Annotated in this window: 15 protein-coding genes; 6 read left to right on the forward strand and 9 right to left on the reverse strand. The window is 67.7% G+C overall.

The features are described 5' to 3' along the window. Positions 1-57: 57 nt before the first annotated feature. The gene (locus tag ACZ5R1_RS01940; protein WP_464712785.1) at positions 58-1,386 is read right to left on the reverse strand and encodes a PQQ-dependent sugar dehydrogenase; all 1,329 of its coding nucleotides are present in this window, start codon (positions 1,384-1,386) and stop codon (positions 58-60) included. 441 nt (positions 1,387-1,827) lie between these two features. Between ACZ5R1_RS01940 and ACZ5R1_RS01945 the strand changes: the two genes are divergently transcribed. Further along, positions 1,828-2,871, forward strand: coding sequence for a glycoside hydrolase family 5 protein (locus ACZ5R1_RS01945; RefSeq protein WP_464712786.1), 1,044 nt, complete (start codon positions 1,828-1,830; stop codon positions 2,869-2,871). 77 nt (positions 2,872-2,948) lie between these two features. Beyond that, entirely contained in the window at positions 2,949-3,332 is a 384-nt protein-coding gene (gene gcvH / locus ACZ5R1_RS01950) for a glycine cleavage system protein GcvH (protein WP_007161270.1), read from the forward strand. A 79-nt stretch (positions 3,333-3,411) separates the two neighbouring features. Here gcvH and ACZ5R1_RS01955 read toward each other — a convergent pair whose 3' ends face one another. The 4 genes from ACZ5R1_RS01955 to ACZ5R1_RS01970 form a co-directional block, all read right to left on the reverse strand. After that, complete coding sequence (locus tag ACZ5R1_RS01955) at positions 3,412-3,726, reverse strand: DUF2388 domain-containing protein (protein ID WP_464712787.1); 315 nt, start codon at positions 3,724-3,726, stop codon at positions 3,412-3,414. An 87-nt stretch (positions 3,727-3,813) separates the two neighbouring features. Next, positions 3,814-8,160 (reverse strand): PAS domain S-box protein, encoded by a 4,347-nt coding sequence (locus ACZ5R1_RS01960; RefSeq protein WP_464712788.1) that lies wholly within the window; start codon positions 8,158-8,160, stop codon positions 3,814-3,816. 37 nt (positions 8,161-8,197) lie between these two features. Then, positions 8,198-9,979 carry a type IV pilus assembly ATPase TfpB gene (tfpB, locus tag ACZ5R1_RS01965; RefSeq protein ID WP_464712789.1) on the reverse strand — a complete coding sequence of 594 codons (1,782 nt, stop codon included), beginning with the start codon at positions 9,977-9,979 and terminating at the stop codon, positions 8,198-8,200. A 189-nt stretch (positions 9,980-10,168) separates the two neighbouring features. Continuing rightward, a complete protein-coding gene (locus tag ACZ5R1_RS01970; protein WP_464712790.1) occupies positions 10,169-11,518 on the reverse strand; it encodes a CYTH domain-containing protein in 1,350 nt (449 codons plus the stop codon). Between the two features lie 170 nt (positions 11,519-11,688). Here ACZ5R1_RS01970 and argE point away from each other — a divergent pair, with 170 nt between their 5' ends. Both argE and argA read left to right on the forward strand, forming a co-directional pair. After that, entirely contained in the window at positions 11,689-12,849 is a 1,161-nt protein-coding gene (gene argE, locus ACZ5R1_RS01975) for an acetylornithine deacetylase (protein WP_464712791.1), read from the forward strand. Between the two features lie 163 nt (positions 12,850-13,012). Then, complete coding sequence (argA, locus tag ACZ5R1_RS01980) at positions 13,013-14,311, forward strand: amino-acid N-acetyltransferase (RefSeq protein WP_007161264.1); 1,299 nt, start codon at positions 13,013-13,015, stop codon at positions 14,309-14,311. A gap of 813 nt (positions 14,312-15,124) precedes the next feature. Here argA and gshA read toward each other — a convergent pair. The 3 genes from gshA to ACZ5R1_RS01995 all read right to left on the reverse strand — a co-directional run bounded on the left by gshA (position 15,125) and on the right by ACZ5R1_RS01995 (position 19,617). Continuing rightward, entirely contained in the window at positions 15,125-16,702 is a 1,578-nt protein-coding gene (gene gshA / locus ACZ5R1_RS01985) for a glutamate--cysteine ligase (protein WP_108581502.1), read from the reverse strand. A 210-nt stretch (positions 16,703-16,912) separates the two neighbouring features. Then, positions 16,913-17,296 carry a PaaI family thioesterase gene (locus ACZ5R1_RS01990; protein WP_051398714.1) on the reverse strand — a complete coding sequence of 128 codons (384 nt, stop codon included), beginning with the start codon at positions 17,294-17,296 and terminating at the stop codon, positions 16,913-16,915. A 2-nt stretch (positions 17,297-17,298) separates the two neighbouring features. Continuing rightward, a complete protein-coding gene (locus ACZ5R1_RS01995) occupies positions 17,299-19,617 on the reverse strand; it encodes a Tex family protein (RefSeq protein WP_464712792.1) in 2,319 nt (772 codons plus the stop codon). 175 nt (positions 19,618-19,792) lie between these two features. Here ACZ5R1_RS01995 and ompR point away from each other — a divergent pair, with 175 nt between their 5' ends. Beyond that, entirely contained in the window at positions 19,793-20,527 is a 735-nt protein-coding gene (ompR, locus tag ACZ5R1_RS02000) for an osmolarity response regulator transcription factor OmpR (RefSeq protein WP_027598251.1), read from the forward strand. Between the two features lie 172 nt (positions 20,528-20,699). Here the strand turns inward: ompR and ACZ5R1_RS02005 are convergent, their stop codons facing one another. Further along, positions 20,700-21,572, reverse strand: a complete 873-nt coding sequence (locus tag ACZ5R1_RS02005; RefSeq protein WP_027603084.1) for an undecaprenyl-diphosphate phosphatase — start codon at positions 21,570-21,572, stop codon at positions 20,700-20,702. Between the two features lie 137 nt (positions 21,573-21,709). Between ACZ5R1_RS02005 and ACZ5R1_RS02010 the strand changes: the two genes are divergently transcribed. Next, positions 21,710-23,029, forward strand: coding sequence for an ATP-binding protein (locus ACZ5R1_RS02010; protein ID WP_027603085.1), 1,320 nt, complete (start codon positions 21,710-21,712; stop codon positions 23,027-23,029). Position 23,030: the final 1 nt, after the last annotated feature.

Genomic DNA, 23,030 nt, shown 5'->3' on the forward strand with positions numbered 1-23,030 from the left:
TCCAGGATGGTCAGCCTCCAGCCTAGGCCAGGGCGCTTAAGGCCGGATTAACACGGCTCAGGGACGCTGGGCGCTGACCCGCCAGATCGTATTGCCGACATCGTCGGCCACCAGCAGGCCGCCGTGGCCATCGTTGACTACCCCGACCGGACGTCCCTGGGCCTCTTCCTTGCCATTGAGGAAGCCGGTAAGCAGTTCGCGCGGCGGGCCGCTGGGCTTGCCGTTCTGGAAGGGCACGAAGACGACCTTGTAGCCGCTCTTGGGATCGCGATTCCAGGAGCCGTGCTGGCCGACGAACATGCCCTGGCGAAACGCCGTCGGCAACCCGCTGTCGGCGCTCGCGAAGGCCAGGCCCAGGGAGGCGGTGTGGGTACCCAGGGCGTAGTCCGGGGTCAGCGCCTTGGCCACCAGATCCGGGCGGGGCGGCTGTACCCGGCTGTCCACGGTCTTGCCCCAGTAGCTGTAGGGCCAGCCATAGAAGCCGCCGTCCTGCACCGAGGTGGCATAGTCCGGCACCAGGTCGCTGCCGATCTCGTCGCGTTCGTTGACCACCGTCCACAGTTTGCCGGTGGTGGGCTCCCAGTCCAGCCCATTGGGGTTGCGCAGACCGGTGGCGAACAGGCGTTTCTGGCCGCTGGCGCGATCCAGCTCCCAGATGGCGGCGCGGCCTTCCTCGATATCCAGGCCGTTTTCGCCGACGTTGCTGTTGGAGCCCACGGTGAGATAGAGCTTCTTGCCGTCGCGGCTGGCGATGACGTTCTTGGTCCAGTGGTGATTGATGCCCGCCGGTAGCTCGGTGACCGTCACCGGCTGGCCTTCCAGGCGAGTCGCACCGGGGCGATAGGAGAAGCGCACCAGGGCATCGGCATTGGCGACATAAAAGTCCTCGCCCACCAGCACCATGCCGAACGGCGAATGCAGCTGTTCGGCGAAGACGGTGCGGGTCTCGGCGACGCCATCGCCGTCGGCATCGCGCAACAGGGTGATGCGGTCGGCGCTGGGCACCCCGGCGCCGGCCTTCTTCATGAACAGACCCGCGATCCAGTTCTTGATCCCGGGAAAGCCCTCGCGCTTGGGCGCATTGCTTTCCGCCACCAGCACATCGCCATTGGGCAGCACATAGAGCCAGCGCGGATGGTCCAGGCCACGGGCGAAGGCCTGGACCTGGGTGCCGGGCGCGGCAGTGGGCTTGCCGCCTTCGGGCCAGCCGACCGCCGGGGCCACGTTGATGGTCGGCAGCAGTGTCTTGTGGGGTTCCGGCAGGGTCGGCGTCGGCCCATAGCCGGCTTCGCGCTGCAGGCGCGCGGTCTCGCCGCAGCCGAGCAGGGTAACGGCGGCCAGGGTCAGGGCCAGGGTACGCAAGGGATAGGGCGTGCTCAGGGGCATGGCAGGGCTCTCGCGAGGGGCTCGCAGGATAGAGCCCGGCTGCCGGCGAACGTTCCGGGGCCGGTCCCATGGCCATCCTGGGCATCTGTGCAGTTCGGTTTTGAAAATGACTCTTTTTACCCAGTCGGTCTTTTTGAGTGCTCTGGCGCTGCGCTCGTTCTTTCACGGATACGGAAAGTCCTGCCGATTCAAGGCGTTAGCGAGACTGCGCCGAGGTCTGCGGAAAAGCGCCGGCTATCTGACGTAAATCAAAGCGTAACCATCTGTTTTTGAACGAAAAGATTCACTAAAGCTGGCGCAGCTGACGCCGATAGCTGCCCCAACAATGACGACGAAGTCGCACCCAGTGGCGCCGCAAGCGGACGCGGCCGCCTGAACTCGCCTACGCCAGGACCCGCTAGCTTGCGGGGGCGGGGAGTCTTTCTTTTCACAGGTGCAGTCATGCAATCCCTTACCCGGCGCTTGCGCCAGTTTTCCCTGCGGCTGGCCGGTACCCTGGCCCTGAGCAGCGCACTCCTGGGTTCGGCCCAGGCGGTCGACCTGGTCGGTCTCAACTTCTCCGGTGCCGGCTTCGCCAGCCAGGTGCTACCCGGCCTCAACAACCGCAACTACATCTTTCCCAGCGAACAGCACTTCAAGGACTGGAGCGCCAAGGGCATCAAGCTGGTGCGCTTTCCGATCATCTGGGAGCGCATCCAGCCCAACCTGAATTCGATGCTGGATCCGGACTATGGCGCCCTGGTCACCCAGACGCTGAATTACGCCCAGAAGTATGGCGTCAAGGTGATCCTCGACCTGCACAACTATGCGCGCTATCGCGGCGAGGTGATCGGCGCCGGCAAGGTCACCTACTTCAACTACTGGGACGTGACCTATCGCCTGGCCTTCCGCTTCGGCAAGCACCCGGCGCTCTTCGGTTACGACATCATGAACGAGCCCCACGACGCCGTGGCCTTCTGGCCGACCGCCGCCCAGCACGGCATCAACGGCATCCGTACCGTGGACAGCGTCCACCCCATCATCGTCGAGGGCAACGGCTGGTCCAGCGCCGTGCGCTGGCCGCAGTGGAACGATCCGCTGCTGGCGCTCAAGGACCCGGCCAACAAGCTGATCTTTTCCGCCCACGTCTATTTCGACAATGACGGTGGCGGCCAGTACGCCAGCAAGGACATGAGCGGCTTCGACCCCATGGTCGGGGTGAATCGCGTCAAGCCCTTCGTCGACTGGCTGAAGAAGAACGGCAAGCAGGGCTACATCGGCGAATTCGGCGTGCCGGACGACGATCCGCGCTGGCTGGTGGCCATGGACAACATGCTGGCCTATCTCAAGCAGCACTGCATTCCGGCCAGCTACTGGGCCGCCGGTCCCGGCTGGGGCAACTACAACCTGGCGGTGGAACCCATCAACGGCGTGGATCGACCCCAGTGGGCGACCCTGAAGAAGTACGTCGACAGCAGCAGCTGCGCGAGCATCGGTCCCAAATAAGCCCGGCCAGCGATGGCGGTCCCCGGGGTCGGCAGGCTACCCTTGCCTTTTAACCGTGCCAGCCCCGAGGACCTCTCATGAGCCAGATTCCCGCCGACCTGCGTTATGCCGCCAGCCACGAATGGGCCCGTCTGGAAGCCGACGGTAGCGTGACCGTCGGCATTTCCGACCATGCCCAGGAAGCCCTGGGCGATGTGGTCTTCATCGAACTGCCGGAAGTCGGCAAGACCCTCGCCGCCGGTGACCAGGCCGGGGTGGTGGAATCGGTGAAGGCGGCCTCGGACATCTATGCCCCGGTGGGCGGCGAGGTGATCGCCGTCAACGAGGCCCTGGCCGACGCCCCCGAGCAGGTCAATGGCGAGCCCTATGGCGCCTGGTTCTTCAAGCTCAAGCCGCAGGATGCGGCCGAGCTGGACAAGCTGCTCGACGCCGACGGCTATCGCGCCGCCAGCGAGAGCTGAGGCGCCATCCGCCGCCCGGACCCCGAGCAAAAAAGAACCCCGCGCGGCGTGGCCGGCGGGGTTCTTTTTTGCCTGGCCCTTACTGGCTCAGGATACGCATGGCGAGATCGCTGTCGCTGGCCTTGAGGCCCGGCTCGGCGGCGCGCATGTCGCGCAGCGCGGCCTCCAGGTAGGGGCCACGGATCTGGCCGTTGCTGGCCAGGTAGGAGCTGGCGTCGTCCTGGGTGGCGGCGACGATCTTGTGGTCGTCACGGCTGGTGGTATAGAACGAGCCCGAGGTCGCCCCGAGGGTCGCGGCATGCCGCCAGAACCGAGCATCCGCATTGGCGGCGGTGGTCGCGGCCAGCAGCGGCAGGCCGATCAGGGAAACCAGAGCAAGCTTCTTCAGGCGCATGGATGAGATCTCCTTCTTGAGGTTTCCTATAGAGAGCTCAGACGTCCTTCGAGTTCCAGCGCCCTGTGCCGGCTTCTTCGCCAGTGCCTAGCGTTGGATCATGCTGTGGATGCGCTCGGCCAGGGCATCGATGTCGAAGGGCTTGATCAGCATGTCCATGTTCTCGCCGAGGAATTCGCCGCGCACCTTGGCGTTCTTGGCATAGCCGGTGATGAACAGCACCTTGAGCTCGGGGCGCCGACCACGGGCGATCTCGGCGAGCTGGCGGCCGTTCATGCCGGGCAGGCCGACGTCGCTGATGAGCAGGTCCAGCCGCTGATCGCTCTCGATGATCGGCAGGGCGCCATCGGCATCGCTCGCCTCCAGCGCGGTGTAGCCCAGCTCCGCGAGCACCTCCAGCACGATCATGCGCACCGCGTATTCGTCCTCCACCACCAGCACGGTCTGGCCGGCCTCGGCGCGGGGCGCGACCTTGAGCGTCGGCTGATCGGTGGCGGCGGCCGCCACCTCCGGATGGCGCGGCAGATAGAGACTGATGGTGGTGCCCTGGCCCTGTTCGGTGTCGATGCGCGCGGTGCCGCCGGACTGCTTGACGAAGCCGTAGATCATCGACAGGCCGAGCCCCGTGCCCTGGCCGGCCGGCTTGGTGGTGAAGAAGGGTTCGAAGGCCTTGGCCTTGACCTCCGGTGGCATGCCGGTGCCGGTGTCGGCCACGCTCAGGCGCACATAGTCGCCCGGGGTCAGGGATTCGCGGGCCGCCGCCTCGGCGTCGAGGCTGAGGTTGGCGGTGGCGATGCACAGCTCGCCGCCGGCGGGCATGGCGTCGCGGCCATTGATGACCAGGTTGAGCAGGGCGTTTTCCAGCTGGTGGGTATCGCTGTGGGCCAGCCAGGCGACCGGCGCCAGATCCAGGCGCAGGGCGACGTTTTCGCCCACGGTGCGCACCAGCAGGTCCTGCAGCGAGCCAACCAGCTGGTGGACGTCCACCGGCTGCGGGTCCAGGGTCTGGCGGCGGGCGAAGGCCAGCAGCCGGTGGGTGAGGGCGGCGGCACGGTCGGCCGAATTGACCGCGGCGTTGATGTAGCGATCCAGGTCCTGGGTGCGGCCGTTGGCGATGCGCAGACGGATCAGGTCGAGGGCGCCGACGATGCCGGTGAGCATGTTGTTGAAGTCGTGGGCGATGCCGCCGGTGAGCTGGCCGATGGCTTCCATCTTCTGCGACTGGCGCAGGGCTTCCTCGGTGCGCTCGCGTTCGTAGATCTCGGCGATCAGCCGCGCATGGCTGCGCCCCAGTTCCTGGGTGCGTTCGGCGATGCGCTGCTCCAGCTGGTCGGTGGTCTGCCGTGCCTCGGTGACGTCCACGCCACAGCCCACCAGGCCATGGAATTCGCCGTCGAGCTCCAGGCGCGGGGTGCCCTCCAGGCGCAGCCAGCGCCATTCGCCCTGGGCGTTGCGCACCCGCACCTCGGCACGCAGCGCGCTGTGGGTGGCGACGGCCTGCTTGAAGGCGCCCTCGAAGGCCGGGCATTCGCTGTCCGGCAGCAGGGCGCTCCAGCCCTGGTCGTGCAGATCGGCGTCGTGCAGATCGAATTCGCTGGCGAAGCGCTGGTTGACGAATTGCAGCTGGCCGTCGGCGTCGCAAGCCCAGATCAGCACCGGGGCGCTGTCGGCCATGAGCCGGAAACGGCCCTCGCTCTCGCGCTGGGCGTCCTGGGAGCGCTGCCGGCAGATGGCCGACCAGAGCCGGTCGGTGACGTCGCGCAGAAATTGCACCTCGCCTTCCGTCCACAACCGGGCGCGCTGATCATGGGCGACGAACAGCGCGCGCAGGCGACCGTCTTCATAGAGCGGGATGTCCACCAGCGCCGCGATCTCCAGATCGAGCAGGCGCTGCGCATTGGCCTGGGCGCGCGGGTCCTGGCTGACGTCGTCGATCACCAGGGGCGCTTCGCCCTCCTGGCTGCCCAGGCTGTCGGGGGCGAGCAGCGGATAGGCCAGGGCCTGGTCGAAGTGGCCATTGGGCGTCCACATCTGGTGCGGGACGAAGGTGCCGCGACTCTCGTCCAGACGGGCATAGCCGACCCGGCGCAGGCCCAGTCGGGTACCCACCAGTTCCAGGGCCGCGGCCACCCCGGCGCTTTCCGGGTCGCCTTCGCGCAGGCGGTCGCCCAGTTCGATGAGGGCGTGCTGGCGGGCTTCGGCGGCGCGGCGCTCCTCGATCTGCCGGCGCAGCTGGCGATTGGTCTCGCTGATGCGATCAGCGTCATGGCGTTCGCGGGTGATGTCGCGGGCGATGCCCACCAGCCGCCGCTGACCGCCGGGCTCCAGGCGTTCGCGGCCGCGGATGCTCAGCCACACCGGTTCGCCCTGGCGCGGACTGCGCACGCGAAAGGTCAGCCGCAGGTCATAGGCATTGCCGCCGCCCTGGATGGCCGCGCTGACATAGGCTCGCACCCGGGGCGCATCGGCGGGGTGCAGGGCGCGCAGGAGCGCCGCGCCGCGCAGGGTGCAGCGGCGCTCCGTGGCCCCGACCAGATGGGCGAGGCGCGAATCCCAGCTGATCAGGTCGCGGTCGATGTCATAGTCCCAGACGCCCAGGTCGGCCACGTCCATGGCCAGGGCGATGCGCTGCTCGGCCAGGCGCAGGGCGTCGGCTGCGGCGGTGCGCTCGATGACGATGCGGATGCGCTCGGCCACCTCGCGTACCAGGGCGACATCGCCGATGGTCCAGTGGCGGGGCGTGTCGGCATAGAGGAACAGCAGACCCACCAGCTGTTCTTCGGCGAGCAGGGGCACCACCAGGCCGGCGCGCACGCCATGCTCCACCAACTGGGTGCGCATCTCGCCCAGGCGACTGTCCTGGGTGCTGTCTTCCACGCTGACGATGATGCCGCGGCGCAGCTCCTCCACCGCCGAGGTGTGCCAGTGCGCCAGGCTGGGCAGGTTGAGACGGTGGGTTCGGCCCTGTTCGAGCCAGTCGCTGTCGATGGTCAGGCTGCCGTCGCGGCCGACCCGGGCATAGCCGATGCGCTGCACGGCGAGCAGGTGGCCGAGGCTGTCGCCCAGTACCGAGGCGACTTCGCCGGTGTGGGTCACGCCATGCAGCAGGTCGCCCAGTTCGAGCAAAAAGCGCTGGCGGTCATGGCTGCGAATACGTTCGCTGAGGTCGACGAAGGTGCAGATGGCGCCCTGGACCTCGCCGTCGCGCCAGAGCGGCTGGGCGCGCCATTCCACCGGCAGCAGACTGCCGTCCTCGCGCAGCAGGGCGTCGGCGGACAGGTGCAGGGTGGCGCCTTCGCTGGCGGCGCGCTGCAGGGCCCGGGCGCCATCCTCGCTGCGGGCGGAGCTGAGCCGGGTGTCGAGGCGCTCGCCGAGGATGTCGCGGTCCTCGGGCAGGCCGAGCATCTGCCGGAAGGCGCGGTTGCAGAGGGTGGCACGGCCCTGGCGATCCAGGGCGCAGAAGCCCTCGTGGGTCGATTCGAGCAGCAGGTGGGCGAAGGCCTCGCTCTCCCGCAGCGCCGTTTCCGCCCGCTTGCGGCTGTCGATGTCCTGGGCCACGCCCACCCAATGCTCGATCTCGCCGCTGGCATTGGTGAAGGGCATGGTGCGGGTTTCGAACCAGCGATAGTGACCCTCGGCATCGCGCAGCTGCAATTCCAGGCTGCCGGCGACGCGTTGCTCGCGCACCTCGCGCCAGCGCCGCAACAGCTGCGGACGCTGCTCGGGATGGATGGCGCCGGCCCAGAGATCGGGGTCGGCGACCACGCTGGCCGGACTCAGGCCGCTGTATTCGTACCAGTAGCGATTGGCGTATTCGAAGCTGCCATCGGGCCGCGCGAACCAGATGATCTGCGGATTGACGTCCATCAGGGCGCGGTAATGGGTTTCGTCGAGGGTGCTGTGCCGCGCCGGCGAGGCCGCCTGCAACCGCGTCTCGAACAGGCGCAGCACCTGGCGCGCCAGGCGTTCGAGGCCGCTCAGGCGTGCGGCGTTCAGCTCGCGCGGTTGCCAGTCGAGCACGCAGAGGGTGCCGAGAAAGACGCCTTCGGCCGTCCGCAGCGGAGCGCCGGCATAGAATCTCAGCCCGGCCGGATCGGTCACCAGGGGATTGTCGGTAAAGCGCGGATCCTGGCTCAGGTCCTCGATCTGCCGCGCCTCCCGGGCGTCGTGCAGGTGCTGGCAGAAGGACAGCGCCAGGGGAATTTCCGCCACGCCCAGGCCGCGTTCGGCGATGAACAGCTGCTGCTCCTCGCCAAGCAGGTTGACCGCGGCGATGGGCGTCTCGCAGAGGGTGGCCGCCAGTTCCACCAGGTCGTCGAGGGCCGGCTCCGGCTGGCCGTCGAGCAGGCCGCAGGTGGCCAGGAGCGCCTGGCGGCGACGGCGCTGCTCGGCGTCCTCGGCACCCACGGCAGGGTTCACGACGGTTGTCTGCACGGCTGGCTATCCTTGTTCCGCTCGCGGGCTGCTGGACCTAACGTTCGCTCTGGGGCGTGACGCGCAGTACTTCTTCCACGGTGGTGAAGCCGGCGGCGATCTTTTGCGCACCGGACAGCCGCAGGCTGCGCATGCCTTCCTTGAACGCCTGCCGCCGCAGCGCGGTGATGTCGGTATCCGCCGTCACCAGTTCGCGCAGACTATCGGAGAGGGTGAGGATTTCGTATACCCCGGCACGACCGCGATAGCCGGTGTCACGACATTCCGGGCAACCCACCGGTTGCATGACGCCGGTGGGCAGCGGGGCGTTCCACGGCTTGGTCAGTTCCTGCCAGGCGGCCGGGTCCAGTTCGGTGGGCGTCTTGCAGGCCGGGCAGAGGGTCCGCACCAGCCGCTGGGCCATGACGCCGAGCACCGTGGCGCGGATCAGGTAGTAGGGCACGCCCAGTTCGATCAGGCGACTCACCGAGCTGGGGGCGTCGTTGGTGTGCAGGGTGGAGAGCACCAGGTGACCGGTCAGGGCCGCCTGGATGGCCATCTCGGCGGTTTCCAGGTCGCGGATCTCGCCGATCATGATGATGTCCGGGTCCTGCCGCATCAGCGCCCTGACGCCACTGGCGAAGGTCACCTCGATGTTGGGCTGCACCTGCATCTGGTTGAAGGCGTCCTCCACCATCTCGATGGGATCTTCGATGGTGCAGACGTTCACCTCGGGCGTGGCCAGCTGCTTGAGGGTGGTGTACAGCGTGGTGGTCTTGCCCGAACCGGTGGGGCCGGTGACCAGGATGATGCCGTTGGGTTGCCCGGTCATGCCGGCCCAGCGGCGCAGGTCGTCGGCGGAGAAACCGAGCTGGTCGAAGCTCTTGAGCAGCACGTCCGGGTCGAAGATCCGCATCACCAGCTTTTCGCCGAAGGCGGTGGGCATGGTCGACAGGCGAAGTTCGACTTCCTTCTCGCCAGCCATGCGCGTCTTGATCCGGCCGTCCTGGGGCTTGCGCTTCTCGGCGACGTTCATGCGCCCGAGGTTCTTGATCCGGCTGACCACCGCCAGGGTGACCTGGGCCGGGAACTGGTAGACGGTGTGCAGCACCCCGTCGATGCGAAAGCGTACCGCGCCCTGCTCGCGACGCGGCTCGACGTGGATATCGCTGGCGCGCTGCTGGAAGGCGTACTGGAACAGCCAGTCGACGATGTTGACGATGTGGGCGTCGTTGGCATCCGGCTCGCCATCGGCGGCGCCGAGATTGACCAGCTGCTCGAAGTTGCCGACGCCGCTGGTCTTCTGCTCCACCGCCGAGGCGCCGGTGACCGAGCGCGCCAGGCGAAAGAATTCCTGGGTGTAGCGGGTGATGTCCGCCGGGCTGGCCACCACGCGCTTGATCGGCCGCTGCAGCACATGGGTGAGGTTGCTTTCCCAGCTGTGCACGAAGGGCTGGGCGCTGGCCACCGTCACCTCGTCCGGGCTCACCGCCACGGCGAGGATCTTGTTGCGCTGGGCGAAGGCGTAGGACATCAGCGGGGTGACCGAGGCCACGTCCACCTTGAGCGGATCGATGCGGTAGAAAGGCTGGCCCGAATACTCGGCGAGCCAGCGGGTGAGGCTGTCCAGATCCAGCTTGCGCCCCGGGCGACTGAGGTCGTCCACGCTCTGCGCCGCCAGGAACTCCAGCGGATGCTGCTGCGGATTGGCCGAACCGCGGCGCAGGAGCAGGCACTGTTCGGCGGTCTGCTGGTCGATCCGCTGCTGGCTGACCAGCTCGCGCAGGATGTCGCCCAGGTCGAGCCAACGATCAGCGGAAGGGGAAGCTATGGCGGACATCTGGACTCCTTGAAAAGGTGGTCGCACTCGGGGTGGCGCCCGGTGCCTGACCGGGGACGACCCGCCTGCGCTACCCGCCAGGTTGGTCGCCTCCTCCAGCATAGCGATTTTGTATTAAGGAATCGCTCGCGGCCTTGTGCCATCAGGATGGACGGCCGGATGCGCCAGCCGTTCCCGCCATTCGGCGGCTCAGGCCAGAGCTTTCCAGGGCGTCAGGCCATGGATCAGGCGCGCCTGCTCGGCCACCCCGGCGAGGTCGCCATGGGCGCTCAGCGGCGCCAGCTTGCCCAGTTCGCCATACAGCCGATCGGCTTCGGGCAGGTCCAGCGCGCCCCGCGCCAGGTGCAGCCAGACCTGCATGCGCTCCAGGCGCGGCAGCTGCTGCTCGATCAGCTCCGGTTCGGTGATGGCGCGCAGCAGCGGCAGCTCGGCCGCTTCCAGGGCGAGGAAGCGCGGCAGCCACTGGCCCAGGGGCGTCGCGCCCTGGCGTTCGCCACGGCCGGTGCGGCCCTGGGTCCAGGCGCGCTCGTGCAGCCAGCGCGCGGCGCGCAGGGAGAACAGGCCCCAGCGCGGCTGCTCTAGTTCGGCGGCGAAGCGCTGCGGTGCCTGGCGGCGGGCTTCCTCGTCGTCTTGGCCGATGGCGGCCAGCGGGCGCCAGTCGGCGAGCAGCTCGTCGAGGGTCTGGCGCAGGTCGCGGCTGGTGGCCCGCGGAGCGGCCTGGCCAAGGCTGCCGAGCAGGGCGCGCAGGTCGATCAGCTGGTGCACCCAGTCCACCAGCAGGCGCCAGTGGCCATTCCAGCGATACTGTTCGGCCAGGCGCTGGCTGCCGGCCAGCAGGTGTCCGCCGAGGCGGGCGACGGCCTCGTCCAGCGGCGTTTCGGCGTCGAGTTCCGGCGCAGAGAGGTAGAGGGTGTAGCTCGCCGCATCGTGCAGGCGATAGCCACGCTCGGCCTTGCTGATGTCGCAGGGCATCAGCGGGAATTCGGCGGCCAGTTGTTCGGCCAGTTCCAGCAGCGCGGCCGGTTCGCCCTGGCGCAATTCCAGCTCGACCTCGGCGATGGCCTCGCGCTGGTCGCCGGCACGCACCTCGCCCTGGTCGAGGGCGACTTCGATGATGGTTCGGGCCTTGCCCCGGCCCCAGGCGATCTCCGCGGCGTCGCGGACGAAATCGGTGTCGAACACCGGCTGCAGGCGGCGCAGGTCCAGGTCGGCCAGTTCCGCCGGCCAGCAGCTGTCGTCGAACAGCGCGGTGTCCAGGGTGGCATCGGCCAGCGGCCATTCCCACTCGTTGCGCTCGGACAGCCCGGCCAGGCTCTGGCCGCGACTCTTGAGCGTCTGGATGAAACGCTCGCCATCACGGCGCACACGCAGGGCGACCTTGGCATGGGCCAGGTCGCGGGTGTCGGTGTCGTAATAGCAGTTGGAAAGCTCGTGGCGCTGCCAGCCGTCCTTGCAACGCTTCTTCAGCAGCGGATGAGCGCGCAGGGCGTCGAGGGTCGCCGCACTGGCGCGCAGCTTGATTTCGGTTTCTTTGGCCATTGGAGGATCCTGGCGCCGGAAGAGAACGGTCCGGCTCCGTGCCGAGCGCGTCATGACGACGGACGGCGAGAACGTGGGCGCTAGTTTAGCCCGTCCCGCCCCCCTGGCGCATGAAGGTTTCATCGCGCGGCGGATGGCGCCATGATGGAGGCGTGACCAGGAGACCCCGCATGACCCTGCCCGCGCTGAAAGCTCTGTTCTCAACCCTGATCGCCGAAAGCTCGGTGAGCTGCACCCAGCCCGCCCTGGACCAGTCCAACGCTGGCGTCATCGCCCGCCTGAGCGACTGGTTCGGCGCCCTGGGCTTCGCCTGCGAGACCCAGGAGGTAGCACCCGGCAAGTTCAACCTGATCGCCACCCTGGGCAGCGGGCCGGGCGGTCTGGTGCTGGCCGGCCATACCGATACCGTACCCTATGACGCCGCGCTCTGGCAGGCCGATCCCCTGCGTCTGCGCGACGCCGACGATCGCTGGTACGGCCTGGGCAGTTGCGACATGAAGAGCTTCTTCGCGTTGATCCTCGAGGCGGTACGCGACCTGGATCCGCGCCAGCTGCGCCAGCCGCTGATCGTGCTGGCCACCTGCGACGAGGAATCCTCCATGGACGGCGCCCGGGTACTGGCCGAAGCCGGCCGCCCCCTGGGCCGCGCCGCAGTGATCGGCGAGCCGACCGGATTGCGGCCGATCCGCCTGCACAAGGGCATCCTCATGGAGCGCATCGACATCCTCGGCCAGAGCGGCCACTCCTCCGATCCGAGCCTGGGCCACAGCGCCCTGGACGCCATGCAGGCGGTGATGGGCGAGCTGCTCGACCTGCGCGCCCAGTGGCAGCGTGAATACCGCAATCCGCTGTTCCTGGTGCCCCAGCCGACGCTGAATCTGGGCTGCATCCATGGCGGCGACAATCCCAACCGCATCTGCGGCCAGTGCGCTCTGGAATTCGACCTGCGCCCCCTGCCGGGCATGCAGCCCGAAGCCCTGCGCCAGGCCATCCGCGGGCGGCTGCTGCCGGTCGCCGAACGCTTCGGGGTACGGATCGACTACCAGCCGCTGTTTCCCGCCGTACCGCCCTTCGAGCAGCCCGCCGAGGCCGAACTGGTGCGCCTGGCCGAGCGGCTCACCGGCCACCGCGCCGAGGCCGTGGCCTTCGCCACCGAGGCGCCCTATTTGCAGGCGATCACCCAGGAGGTACTGGTGCTCGGCCCCGGCGACATCAGCTGCGCGCACCAGCCCGAGGAGCACCTGGCGCTGGCGCGGATCGCGCCTACCGTCGAGCTGCTGCAGCAGCTGATCGGCCACTACTGCCTGGGCGCGGCCGCAGCGGTCCGATGAACAGACCCGCGCGTCCGGCGTGACTTTTTGTAAACTCCAGACGGTCTACTGAGGCTGTCTGCCCATCCGCTCCCTGTCGAGGAACCCCCGTGCTGCGACGACGCTGAACGCCCTGCCTGCCCCCGTTCACCCTCCCGCCTATCCTCCAAGGGTCTTCGTCTCGATGCACGAATACGTCAACTGGCTTCGCCACGCCTCGCCCTATATCAACGCCCACCGCGACGCCACCTTCGTCGTCATGCTGCCCGGTGACGGCGTCGCCCACCCCAACTTCGGCAACATCGTCCACGACCTGGTGCTGCTGCACAGCCTGGGTGTGCGCCTGGTGCTGGTGCACGGCTCCCGTCCGCAGATCGAATCGCGCCTGGCCGCGCGGGGCATCGAGCCGCGCTTCTACAACGACCTGCGCATCACCGACGGCCCGACCCTGGAAGCGGTGATCGACGCCGTCGGCAGCCTGCGCAGCGCCATCGAGGCGCGCCTGTCCATGGACATGGCTGCCTCGCCCATGCAGGGCTCGCGGCTGCGGGTCGCCAGCGGCAATCTGGTCACCGCGCGCCCGGTGGGCGTGCAGGATGGCGTCGACTTCCACCACACCGGCGAAGTCCGCCGCATCGACCGCCGCGGCATCGGCCGCCTGCTCGACGAGCGCACCATCGTGCTGCTCTCGCCATTGGGCTATTCCCCCACCGGCGAGACCTTCAACCTGGCCTGCGAAGACGTCGCCATGCGCGCCGCCATCGATCTGGGCGCCGACAAGCTGGTGCTCTACGGCGCCGAACCGGGCCTGCTGGACGAACACGGCGCCCTGATCCGTGAGATCGGTCCGCAGCAGATCCCCACCCATCTGGCGCGCCTGGGCAGCTCCTACCAGGCCGAACTGCTCGACGCCGCCGCCCAGGCCACCCGCGGTGGCGTACGCCGCTGCCACATCGTCGGCTACGCCGAGGACGGCGCCCTGCTCACCGAACTCTTCACCCGCGCCGGCAGCGGCACCCTGGTGGCCCAGGAACCCTTCGAGACCCTGCGCGAGGCGACCATCGCCGACGTCGGCGGCCTGATGGAGCTGATCCGCCCGCTGGAAGAACAGGGCATCCTGGTGCGCCGTTCCCGCGAGGTGCTGGAGCGCGAGATCGAGCAATTCAGCATCGTCGAACGCGAAGGCCTGATCATCGCCTGCGCGGCGCTCTATCCCATCGCCGACTCGGCGGCGGGCGAGCTGGCGTGCCTCGCGGTCAATCCCGACTACCGCCACGGCGGTCGCGGCGACGCCCTGCTGGCCCGCATCGAACAACGCGCCCGCGAGCGCGGCCTGAGCACCCTGTTCGTGCTCACCACCAAGACCGCCCACTGGTTCCGCGAACGCGGCTTCGAACCCAGCAGCGTGGAGCGCCTCCCTGCGGCGCGGGCCTCGCTGTACAACTTCCAGCGCAATTCGAAGATCTTCGAGAAGGGCCTGTAAGAGCGCGCGCTCGTAGGTTGGGCTGAGACGGCTGCATCGTCGAAGCCCAACACCGCCAAGCCCCTCGTCATCGCGGCCATGGGCCGCTCCTACAGTTTCAAGGCACACCCGTAGGAGCGGCCCATGGCCGCGATAGCGCCAGTCCCAACGGAAACCGCTACAAGGCGAAGCTGGCACTTCCTGCATCGATACCGGAAGGCGCACTCGTCAACCATCGAGTCGCCCGCTGGCGCCTGGAGACGTAGCGTGGAAAACCGCGCAGCGTTTTCCACTAATGGGCTCCGCTGCTCAGCGGACAAGGCTTCGCCGCTGTCCCCGCTACGGGCTACGGGCTACGGGCTACGGGCTACGGGCTGCGGGCTACGGGCTGCGGGCTGTTCAGGGTTCTTCATCCAGAACCTCCAGGCTGGCGAATCGCCCCGTTCAGCAGGGCGAGCGCCAGTGTCGTGGAGTGGGTCGAGCCGCATGGATGCGGCGAGAGGTCCAGTGGGCCATGGACGGCCCATCTGGACCGACCCCGGAACGGCACTGGCGTGAGCGAAACGTAGCGTAGCGAAGTAACAGCCGTAGGCTGGCCCGAAGGGCGAGCAACGCGAGTCACCCGGAGGGCAGCGGAGGGCCGGATGGTCGGGGCAAGCGTTTTTGCTTACTTTTTTCCGGGGCGCGCAGCCGCGACTGAAAAAAGTGAGTCGCCCGAGGGGGCGAAACAAGATCCATCAGCAAAGCACGACAATCAGCTAAGGCACCAACAAGCTCTTCGGCACTTGGCACCGCAATGTTGGGCTTCGCTCTCGCTCAACCCAACCTACGTATCTACACCCCGATCGTCGCCAGAATGCTCGCCTGATACGCCGCCACGAAGGTATCGAAATCCCCCTGGGGCGCCGCCTCGATCTCCGCCTGCTCTTCCAGCGACTGGCGTGCCATCTGGGCATAGCAGGCCTGCTCGCCGGCGCTCAGCGGGTGGCTGGCGAAATAGGCCGCATGAGCCTCGCTCTGGCGCAGACCGAAGTCGGCGAAGCTCTCGCCTCTTTCGCGCAGCTCCTGCAGCACCCGCGCCGAGGGGGTGAGGCGGACATCGGCGACCTTCTGCCGCTGCACCGCCACCGCCCGGCGATGGGCGTCGCCGCCCAGGCTGGCGTCCAGGGTCTCGGCGCAGCGCTCGATCTGATCGAGCATCTCCGCCGCCCAGTCGATCATGGTCACCGAGGCGCCATGACGCTGCAGGCGAAGGCCCGGCTTGCGGCCTTCGCGCACCACGCTGGCGAAGTTGTCGGTGCATTCGCTGCACTCGCCGTTGAGCGGCGGGCTGCCTTCCAGGGCGCAATAGAGCAGGAAGGCGTCGAGGAACAGCGCGGCGGTGGTATCGATGCCCAGCGGCAGGAAGGGATCGATGTCCAGGCAGCGCACCTCGATGTACTGCACGCCGCGCGCCATCAGCGCCTGCACCGGCCGCTCGCCGCTGCGGGTGACGCGCTTCGGGCGGATGGTGGCGTAGTACTCGTTCTCGATCTGCAGGATGTTGGTGTTGAGCTGCACCCACTCGCCGTTCTGGTGCGTGCCGATCTCCGCATAGGGCGGGTAGGGCGTACCCACCGCGCGTCTCAGGCTCTCGGTATAGGTGGTCAGATCGTTGTAGTCCGGCGTCAGGCTGGCCTGGGCGTTGCTCTGATAGCCCAGGTCGCTCATGCGCAGGCTGGTGGCATGGGGCAGGTACAGGGTCCGCTCGTCGAGGGTCTGCAACCGATGTGGCCGACCCCGCAGGAAGCCTAGGTCCAGCGCCGGCGAGGCGCCGAACAGGTACATCAGCAGCCAGCTGTAGCGGCGGAAGTTGCGGATCAGGGCGATATAGCGCGCCGACTGGTAGTCGCGGGCATCGCGGGCGTCACCTTCCTGCTGGCGCAGGAGCTCCCAGGCCGCTTCCGGCAGCGAGAAATTGTAGTGGATGCCGGCGATGCACTGCATGGTGCGGCTGTAGCGCAGGGCCAGGCCGCGGCGGTAGACGTGCTTGAGCCGGCCGATGTTGGAGCTGCCGTAGTCGGCGATGGGGATCTCGTCCTCCGCCGGCAGCGCGCAGGGCATGGAGCCGCTCCAGAGGCGCTCGCCGTCGAGTTCGGCGACCGCGGCGCGATGCACCCGATCCAGCGCGTCCAGCACCTCGGGCGTGCGGGTACCGGTGGGGGTGATGAATTCGAGCAGGGCCTCGGAGTAGTCCGTGGTGATCTGCGGATGGGTCAGGGCCGAGCCCAGCGCCCGGGGATGGGGGCGGCGGGACAGCTGGCCACGGGCGTCCACCCGCAGGGTCTCGCGCTCGATGCCGTGCAGGCATTCGGCGAGAAGGGTGGGATCAGCGCCGAGCAGGGCCAGGCGGCGGGACAGGATATCGCTCAAGTTGACTTCCTATGGCGGTACTCGCCCCGGGCAGGGTAGAAGAAACCGACTGAAATGAGGGTTGCCGGCCAGGGCCGACGCGGGGGCAGCAGTCACTGCTGCGGTCCGGGTTCAAGCCTCAGACCGCAACCCGCTCAGTTGTCTCCCAGCGTAGCTCAGGCGACGGCAAAGGGCGATATGCGCCGCTTCGCTGCCGCCCGCTCTGGCCGGTCACAGACAGGCGAAGGTCGCCTGGGCCAGGGCGATCAGCTTGTCGCCCTGATGCACCTGGGCTTCCAGCACATGGGTCTTGCGGCCCGGGTGGATCACCCGGGCGCGGCAGACCAGTTCGCCGTCGCTTACGCCACGCACGTAGTTGACCTTGCATTCCAGGGTCACGCTGCCGGCCTGGCCATCGAACAGGCTGTGGCTGGCCTGGCCCAGGGCGGTGTCGATCAGCGAGAAGATGGCACCGCCGTGCAGCTTGCCGTGCAGGTTGATGAGCGTGTCCTGCACGCTCATGCGCACCTCGGACTCGCCACCCTCGGCCTTGTGGATGGTCATGCCCAGCAGGGTGCTGAAGGCGCTGTCTTTGCCTGCAAGAGAACCGCTCATGCCTATTTCCTCAGTTGCTTGGCGTTGGCGAACAGGGACGCCATGGCATTGTTGGCCGGCGCGGCCTGGGTTTGGCGCGGGGCGCCCTTGTCGGTGCGCGGCTTGCCACCGTTGCCGCGAGCCTGGCCGCCGGGCTTGCCGTCGACCTTCTCGCCGGGGGTGTCACCCATGCGCATGGACAGTCCCACGCGATTGCGCGGCACGTCCACCTCCATCACCTTGACCTTGACGATGTCGCCCGCCTTGACCACCTCGTAGGGATCCTTGACGAACTTCTCCGACAGCGCGCTGATGTGCACCAGGCCGTCCTGGTGCACGCCGATGTCGACGAAAGCACCGAAGTTGGTGACGTTAGTGATGACGCCCTCCAGCACCATGCCGGGCTTGAGGTCGGAAAGCTTTTCCACGCCGTCCTGGAACACCGCGGTCTTGAACTCCGGACGCGGATCGCGCCCCGGCTTGTCCAGTTCCTGGAGGATGTCGGTCACCGTCGGCAGGCCAAAGCTCTCATCGGTGAACTTCTTCGGATCCAGACGCTTGAGAAAGGCCGAATCGCCGATCAGCGAGCGGATGTCGCGGCCGGTGTCGGCGGCGATGCGCTGCACCAGCGTATAGGTCTCCGGGTGCACCGCCGAGGCGTCCAGCGGATTGGCGCCGCTCATCACGCGCAGGAAGCCGGCGGCCTGCTCGAAGGTCTTGTCGCCCAGGCGCGGCACCTTCTTCAGGGCTTCGCGGGTGGCGAAGGCGCCGTTGGCATCGCGGAATTGCACGATGTTCTGCGCCAGGGTGGCGTTGAGCCCGGAGATCCGCGCCAGCAGGGCGGCGGAGGCGGTATTCACGTCCACGCCCACGGCGTTCACGCAGTCTTCCACCACGGCGTCCAGGCTGCGCGCCAGCTTGAGCTGGGAGACGTCGTGCTGGTACTGGCCCACGCCGATGGACTTGGGCTCGATCTTCACCAGCTCGGCCAGCGGATCCTGCAGGCGGCGGGCGATGGACACGGCACCACGCAGGGAGACGTCCAGCTCGGGAAATTCCCGGGCGGCCAGTTCCGAGGCGGAATACACCGAGGCACCGGCTTCGCTGACCATCACCTTGGTCAGGCCGAGTCCCGGGTACTTGCTGATCAGCTCGCCGGCCAGCTTGTCGGTCTCGCGGCTGGCGGTACCGTTGCCGATGGCGATCAGGTCCACGCCATGCTTGGTGCAGAGCACGCCGAGGGTGGCCAGGGTCTGGTCCCACTGATTGCGCGGCGCATGGGGATAGACCGTATCGGTGGCCAGCAGCTTGCCGGTGGCGTCCACCACGGCGACCTTGCAGCCGGTACGCAGACCCGGGTCCAGCGCCAGGGTGGTGCGCGGGCCGGCCGGCGCGGCCAGCAGCAGGTCGTGCAGGTTGCGGGCAAAGACCGCGATGGCCTCTTCCTCGGCCTTTTCGCGCAGCTCGCCGAGCAGGTCGGTTTCCAGGGAGGTATAGAGCTTGACCTTCCAGGTCCAGCGCACCACCTCGGAAAGCCACTTGTCCGCGGCGCGGCCCTGGTTCTTCAGCTCGAAATGCGCGGCGATCAGGCCTTCGCAGGGATGGGCGATGCCCGGGCCTTCTTCGCCGAGCTTGAGCGCGACGCTGAGGATGCCCTCGTTGCGGCCACGGAAGATCGCCAGGGCGCGGTGCGAGGGCACTGCCTTGAAGGGCTCGTCATGCTCGAAGTAGTCGCTGAACTTGGCGCCTTCGGTCTCCTTGCCGGGCACTAGGCGCGCGCTGAGGATGGCGTCCTGCTGCAGGACGCCGCGCAGCCGCGCCAGCAGGTCGGCGTCCTCGGCGAAGCGCTCCATGAGGATGTACTTGGCGCCATCCAGAGCGGCCTTGACGTCCGCCACGCCCTTGTCCGCGTCGACATAGCCGGCGGCTTCGGACTCCGGGGTCAGGGTCGGATCCTGCAGCAGCGCCTCCGCCAGCGGGCCGAGACCGGCTTCCAGGGCGATCTGGCCCTTGGTGCGGCGCTTCTGCTTGTAGGGCAGATAGAGGTCTTCCAGGCGGGTCTTGGTGTCGGCCAGGTTGATCTCGCGGGCCAGCTCGGGGGTCAGCTTGCCCTGCTCCTCGATGGAGGCCAGCACCGCGCCGCGGCGCTCTTCCAGCTCGCGCAGATAGCGCAGCCGCTCTTCGAGATGACGCAGCTGGGTGTCGTCCAGGCTGCCGGTGACTTCCTTGCGGTAACGGGCGATGAAGGGCACGGTCGACCCTTCGTCGAGCAGGGCCACGGCGGCGGCGACCTGTTGCGGGCGGGCGCCGAGCTCTTCGGCGATGCGGCTATTGATATCCATCGGGCTACCTGGCTTGCACGAGAAAAAGCGGGCGGCAGTATACCCGAGCCCGCCGGAGCCCTGCCTCCCATGCCGGCACCGCCACCCCGGAGTGGGCAAAATCTGCTAACAATGGCCCAATGCCGCGGTCGGATGGCCTACGGCATAATCCAGTGCTAGATCACAAGGAGATATTATGAGCACCCCCGTTGCCCCGGAAGGTGAAAAGATCCTGGTCGTCGACGACGACGCCCGGTTGCGTCGCCTCTTGGAGCGTTTTCTGGCCGAGCAGGGTTATCGCGTGCGTACCGTCGAGAGCGCCGAACAGATGGACCGCCTGCTGGCGCGCGAGGTCTTCAACCTGGTCGTGCTGGACCTGATGATGCCCGGCGAAGACGGCCTGTCCGCCTGCGGCCGGCTGCGCGAGAGCGGCAACCGCATCCCCATCATCATGCTGACCGCCAAGGGCGACGAAGGCAGCCGCATCCAGGGCCTCGACCAGGGCGCTGACGACTATCTGGCCAAGCCCTTCAATCCGCTGGAGCTGGTGGCCCGCATCAAGGCCGTGCTACGCCGTCAGGCGCCGGTGGTGCCCGGCGCCCCTGCCGGGACCGACGAGGTGGTGACCTTTGGCGACTACGCCCTGCACCTGGCTACCCGCGAACTCAAGCGCGGCGAAGAGACCCACATGCTCACCACCGGCGAATTCGCCGTGCTCAAGGCACTGGTCGACCACGCCCGCGAGCCGCTGACCCGCGACAAGCTGATGAACCTGGCCCGCGGTCGCGAATGGGACGCCCTGGAGCGCTCCATCGATGTGCAGATCTCGCGCCTGCGCCGGATGATCGAACCCGATCCGTCCAAGCCGCGCTATATCCAGACCGTCTGGGGCGTGGGCTACGTCTTCGTACCGGACGGCGCCGGCAAATAAGCTCTCACCGCCACACTTAGGTGTCGACGATACAGAGCGTGTTCAAAGTCTTGCGAGCTAGAGTCAAACGAGGCGAAAAGACCTGAGGAAGCGGAGTTTACAAGGCGTAAATGAGCATTCCGAAGGTCTTTTCAACGCTGTTTGGCCGACGCGCAGCTGACTTTGAATAGACTCAGGCGAACAGCCCCTGATGCACGCCGATCAGCAGGAAAATCCCCAGCAGCGCGCGATAGATGATGAAGGGCCAGGTCGAGAAGCGCTCCAGAAAGCGCATCAGGCCCCAGATCGCGGCAAAGGCCGACAGGCTCGCCACCAGCAATCCCACCAGCAGCAGCGACCAGGCTTCGGCCGGGATGTGCGCGTGCCAGAGCACCACCAGCTCCTTGAGTCCGGCCAGGGCGATGGCCGGCAGACCCAGCAGGAAGGAGAAGCGTGCGGCTTCTTCGCGACGCAGATTGAGGAACATGGCGGCGGTCAGGGTCGAGCCCGAGCGGGACACGCCCGGAATCAGCGCTCCGACCTGGGCGATCCCCACGATCAGCGCATCGCGCAGCCGCATTTGCGAGATGTCCCTGTTGTGCCGGCAGATCCGCTCCGCCAGCGCCAGCAGCGCGGCCATGGCCAGGCAGGCGTAGCCGATGACGCTGAGGCCGCGCAGCGGCGAGTCGCAGGCGTTGAGCAGGGGCGCCAGCAGCAGACCGGCGATGCAGATGGGAATGGTCGCCAGCACGATCATCACCGCCAGCAGGAAGTCCGGGCTGTCGAAGTCGCGCTGGCGCACCGCGGCCAGGCTGCCGCGGGTCACGCCACTCACATCGCGCCAGAAATAGCTGATCACCGCGGCCAGCGCCGCCATCTGCATGGCGGCGGAAAAGGCCGAGCCGGGGTCGCGCCAGCCGAGCAGGGCGGGTACCACCCGCATGTGTGCCGTGGACGAAATGGGAAGCAGCTCGGTGATACCCTGCACCACGCCGAGAAAGGCGATCTGCGCGTAGCTGAGCGAGGCGAAGCCGATGTCCAGGCCGGTCTGGCAGATGTCGGACACGAGAGAACTCCAGGTTGAAGGGAAGAAATGGACGAGCAAATGTATCCGAATGTGTCCGCGTCCGGTGGCCTATCTGGACCCTGCAATCCCAGAGGTTGTGATGGCTTTCGCGCCGTTTTGCGCGGAAATCCTGGCCAATGAAGGCGCCCAGCTGGTTTCCCCAGAGTTTCTTCGCCCGCTCGCTGTGGATGGTCCTGCTCGCGGTGCTGTTTTCCAAGGCGCTGACCCTGGTCTATCTGCTGCTCAATGAGGACGTCCTGGTCGATCGCCAGTACAGCCATGGCGCGGCCCTGACGCTCAAGGCCTACTGGGCCACCCCGGAGTCCGAGCGACCGCGCATCGCCCAGGCCGCCGGTCTGCGCTACGAATCACCGGAAACCGTGCCGGCCGGGGAATACCACTGGCCCTACAGCGAGATCTTCGAGCGCCAGATGAAACAGGAACTGGGCGAGGAGACCGAGGTGCGGGTGCGGGTCCAGCACGGTCCGGCGCTCTGGGTGCTGGCGCCGAGCTTGGGACCGGACTGGATCAAGATTCCGCTGATGGCCCACCCGCTGCGTGGCCAGCACATCTGGAGCGTGCTCGGCTGGTTTTTCGCCATCGGCCTGCTGTCCGTGGGCGCCGCCTGGGTCTTCGTGCGGCAGCTCAACCAGCCCTTGCGGCGCCTGGTGAACGCCGCGCGCGAGCTGGGCAAGGGCCGCAGCGTGCGGCTGCCGGAGACCGATGCCCCGAGCGAGATCCAGGATGTCTACCACGCCTTCAACCAGATGGCCGAAGACGTCGAGCAGGCCGGCCGCGAACGCGAACTGATGCTGGCCGGGGTCTCCCACGACCTGCGCACGCCCCTGACCCGCCTGCGTCTGGCGGTGGAACTGATGCCGCCGGCCGAGCGCGAAGAAGCCGAGGACATGATCCGCGACATCGAGGACATGAACGCCATCCTCGACCAGTTCCTCGCCTTCGTCCGCGATGGCCGTGACGAACCCCAGGAACTCACCAATCTCAACGAATTGGCCCGCCAGGTGGTGGCGCCCTACAACCAGGAGACGGAGCGGGTACGGCTGATGCTGGACGTGCTGCCGCCGCTGCCGGTGCGGCGCATCTCCTTCAAGCGGCTGCTGACCAACCTGGTGGAAAACGCCCTGCGCCATGGCGGCGGTGGCGGTATCGAGGTGGTCGGACAGGTCGCGGGCTCCGCCACGGCGCCCTATGTCGCTCTGAGCGTGATGGATCGCGGTCCCGGCATCGATCCCAAGGACCTGCAGGACATCTTCAATCCCTTCACCCGCGGCAATCGCGCCCGCACCGTCAGCGGTTCCGGGCTGGGCCTGGCCATCGTCAAGCGCATTGCCGCGCAGCACGGCGGCAGTGCCGAGCTGCGCAATCGCGAAGGTGGCGGGGTGGAAGCCCGGGTACTGCTGCCCTTGGGCCTGCTGCTGCCCCGCAGCGCCAGCTGAC

The sequence above is a fragment of the Pseudomonas sp. Pso3 genome (genome assembly GCF_055393275.1).

What these genes read in the sequence shown, in the direction of transcription:
- ACZ5R1_RS01940 (WP_464712785.1), bottom strand. Translation starts at nt 1,386, where the DNA reads ATGCCCCTGAGCACGCCCTATCCCTTGCGTACCCTGGCCCTGACCCTG.
- ACZ5R1_RS01945 (WP_464712786.1), top strand. Translation starts at nt 1,828, where the DNA reads ATGCAATCCCTTACCCGGCGCTTGCGCCAGTTTTCCCTGCGGCTGGCC.
- gcvH (WP_007161270.1), top strand. Translation starts at nt 2,949, where the DNA reads ATGAGCCAGATTCCCGCCGACCTGCGTTATGCCGCCAGCCACGAATGG.
- ACZ5R1_RS01955 (WP_464712787.1), bottom strand. Translation starts at nt 3,726, where the DNA reads ATGCGCCTGAAGAAGCTTGCTCTGGTTTCCCTGATCGGCCTGCCGCTG.
- tfpB (WP_464712789.1), bottom strand. Translation starts at nt 9,979, where the DNA reads ATGTCCGCCATAGCTTCCCCTTCCGCTGATCGTTGGCTCGACCTGGGC.
- ACZ5R1_RS01970 (WP_464712790.1), bottom strand. Translation starts at nt 11,518, where the DNA reads ATGGCCAAAGAAACCGAAATCAAGCTGCGCGCCAGTGCGGCGACCCTC.
- argE (WP_464712791.1), top strand. Translation starts at nt 11,689, where the DNA reads ATGACCCTGCCCGCGCTGAAAGCTCTGTTCTCAACCCTGATCGCCGAA.
- argA (WP_007161264.1), top strand. Translation starts at nt 13,013, where the DNA reads ATGCACGAATACGTCAACTGGCTTCGCCACGCCTCGCCCTATATCAAC.
- ACZ5R1_RS01990 (WP_051398714.1), bottom strand. Translation starts at nt 17,296, where the DNA reads ATGAGCGGTTCTCTTGCAGGCAAAGACAGCGCCTTCAGCACCCTGCTG.
- ACZ5R1_RS01995 (WP_464712792.1), bottom strand. Translation starts at nt 19,617, where the DNA reads ATGGATATCAATAGCCGCATCGCCGAAGAGCTCGGCGCCCGCCCGCAA.
- ompR (WP_027598251.1), top strand. Translation starts at nt 19,793, where the DNA reads ATGAGCACCCCCGTTGCCCCGGAAGGTGAAAAGATCCTGGTCGTCGAC.
- ACZ5R1_RS02010 (WP_027603085.1), top strand. Translation starts at nt 21,710, where the DNA reads ATGAAGGCGCCCAGCTGGTTTCCCCAGAGTTTCTTCGCCCGCTCGCTG.